At 31.8% G+C, this 2,948-nt stretch carries 4 protein-coding genes; all 4 read right to left on the reverse strand.

Annotation, left to right across the window (positions count from 1 at the left end; genetic code table 11):
• Positions 1 to 72: 72 nt before the first annotated feature.
• Complete coding sequence (locus ACTND6_RS10650) at positions 73 to 1,320, reverse strand: hypothetical protein (RefSeq protein WP_441024211.1); 1,248 nt, start codon at positions 1,318 to 1,320, stop codon at positions 73 to 75.
• Entirely contained in the window at positions 1,317 to 1,988 is a 672-nt protein-coding gene (locus ACTND6_RS10655) for an ABC transporter ATP-binding protein (RefSeq protein ID WP_441024210.1), read from the reverse strand. The genes ACTND6_RS10650 and ACTND6_RS10655 overlap by 4 nt, the downstream gene beginning before the upstream one ends.
• Positions 1,989 to 2,031: 43 nt before the next feature.
• Positions 2,032 to 2,388, reverse strand: coding sequence for a sensor histidine kinase (locus ACTND6_RS10660; RefSeq protein ID WP_441024208.1), 357 nt, complete (start codon positions 2,386 to 2,388; stop codon positions 2,032 to 2,034).
• Positions 2,385 to 2,948: histidine kinase dimerization/phospho-acceptor domain-containing protein (locus ACTND6_RS10665; RefSeq protein WP_441024206.1), on the reverse strand; the 564-nt coding region annotated here is incomplete at its 5' end. The genes ACTND6_RS10660 and ACTND6_RS10665, both read right to left, overlap by 4 nt.

Below are 2,948 nucleotides of genomic sequence, written 5' to 3' on the forward strand. Positions count from 1 at the left end.
AAAGCCAAAAACCAGGAATAGCTATCTGATAGAAGACAGTTCTATTCCTGGTTTTACTGTTGTCTATAGAGATTACCAATTATCAATAGTGCTTAACTTAATGACATTGCTATTCAACACCACTTTTTTTCTCATTCTTCTTTTTTCAATGTCGATAAAAGATTTCTTATCAAACACAAAATGCTGTTTTCTTTTCACCTTCTGTTCTGCATATCTTGTTAAATCTTTTCCACCAGTAATTCCATTCATTTTTTTCAATAAAACAATCAAGCTTGCATTCATAACAAGCATAATGAGAAATGTCACAATAAAGGAAACAACAAACGGCCGATATGTCATTGTAAATTGAAATATATTTTTCCCAAAAGCAGCAAGCATCATACAAATCACTGCACTTACAAAACAAGTACAGCCCCAACAAATCAGCCATTGCTGAAATGATTGCATTACCATCAGCCGATTCAATTTATTCTTATTCAGTCCCAGACTTAACAAGACACGATTCCGATACAATTGCTTTGCAATCGTCGATAAACTGATACATATCAACAATAAAGCACTGATTGCACTCACGCTTAACAATGCTCCTCCATTTTCAACAATCTGTTCAAAAGAAAATATATTTTCCGGAAAACTATATTCATTAAAAATAATTTCACTTTTATTTGTCTCATGAATCAAAGCATCCAGTTCTTTCATTTCATTCTCATTCTTATATGCAGAGGAAAAGAAAAGATGTCGTTGCATTGGTTCACTATCACATTGTTTTGTAATAACAGAAAGCAAAGGATGATCATTACACAGCCAATTCGTTGAATATGTTTGAATGATTCCTGATAAAACATAGGACTTCTCGATCAACGTTCCATCAGTTACTTGTATTTTCAAATCAATGTTTTCTCCAATTTCATACGGAAGATGCAATAAATCCAACATTGCATATTCCATTACAACTTCATTTTCTTTTGTTGGAAAAGTTCCGTCAATTAATTGAAATTGTTCCAGATTCCAAAAGTTCTGATCAACTGTTCCAATATTCCCAATCTCTGAAGAATCATCACCAATAATTGTTCCGTATACAATCATCTCTCCACTTACCTTGATTGAAAGATGATTTTGTATTTTGTTTTCTTCACGTTCTGAAATATCAAAAGCTGCTTCATTATGAAAACCATAAATCATTTGTCTTTGATATTGTTTCTGTGCTTGAAAACTATCTAAAAGAAAAGAAGTAAAAAACAATAAAACAACGGATAGACACATTGCCACTACAACACTTTTCTCGCGGAAACATTTCCGTAATATATGATGATATTTCATAATGATTTACTCACTAATTTTCCATCTTCAATATGCAGTACAACATCAGCACTACGTGCTATATCTAAGTCATGTGTCGCTAAAATAATTGTTGGTTTTGTTAATTGTTTAATTTCAAGCAAAAAATTCAAAACTGATTCACTTGTTTTCTTATCCAGATTTCCTGTAGGTTCATCACAGAACAAATATTCCGGACGATTCATAAAGGCTCTGCCAATCGCACATCTTTGCTGCTGACCTCCAGAAAGCTGATCTGGATATTTGGATTGTATATCTGTCATTTGAAGTTTTTCCAATATAACATCACACCATTCCTCATCACATTTTTCTTCCAATAAAACAGTAGGCAAAAGAATATTTTCTCTCACTGTTAATTCTGGAAGTAATTGATAGTTTTGAAAAACAATTCCTGTTTTTTTCTTTATATGTTCAAGCTGTTGTTCATTCATTGTGGACAATGGCTGCTCATCATAAAAGATTTCACCTCGATCCGCTTTCAATAAGCCACTTAATAAATGAATCAATGTACTCTTTCCAGATCCACTTTTTCCAATCACACTATAAAAAGTATTCTCTTGAAATTCCGCAGAAATTCCTCTTACGGCATATGTTGCTTGTTGGGATTTTCCATATATTTTATGTATATTTTCACATCTTAAAGCACACATCCTGCCACCTCACTTTCTATAGTTTTAGAATAAACTGTACCACTTACAATCCACTTACATCATATGCTTCTTTCCCACTTAAAATTGGAAGATGTATTTCAAATACAACCTGTGAATAATCAAAATCGTTATATACAGAAAGTGTTCCATGGTGCTGTTCTACAATCAGTTTTGCCATATGTAATCCAATACCAAAATATTGATTATCATCTGTATAAAAGCGTTCAAATAGATGTGGCAAGATTGCTTCATCAACCAATATATTTTTAGTTATCACTTGTACATTAAAAAAAGCATTTCCATTTTCACACATGATCTCAACATCATCATTACCATGACTCAAAGAATTTTCAATCAATGTCAAAAGACATTCTTTCATCCATACATCATCACATTTCATAAACACACAATTTTCTTCTGCATTTTATTCGCAAGAGGAATGCATTCTTTTATGGCTTGTTTTATCAAGTAAATCATATTCTGATTTTCAAAATGAAAGCGAATCTGATTGAAAAATAATGTAATTAAATTCGACATCTTATCAATTTGCTCTTTTGAAACATTCAATGCATTCTTGTTTTCTTCTGTTTCTCTTATTGTTTCTAGAGATAATTTCAATCCAGTCAATGGTGTTTTTAACTGATGATATAAATGTTCTTCATATTGCATCATTTCTTTCTTGTTCGCTTCAGATTTATTTAGCAATTCACCATTTTCATTCAACAATATAGTATTTTGCTTTTGCAAATGATCCATTTCCTTTTCATCAGACTGGTTTTTCTTCAATAAAATCACACATCCCACACAACTCAATAATGCACCACCACAAAAACAAGGAATGAGATATTTCAATGTCATTAAGTTAAGGCATTGAACCAATTGAATCTCTAAAGTGCACTGCGCATTAACTTGCGTAGTGCTTTTTTTCTGCAATGAAATATTTTTCTCAGATATGAACAA

Source organism: Bulleidia sp. HCP3S3_C9 (assembly GCF_052064035.1).
Classification (GTDB): Bacteria; Bacillota_I; Bacilli_A; order Erysipelotrichales; family Erysipelotrichaceae; genus Bulleidia.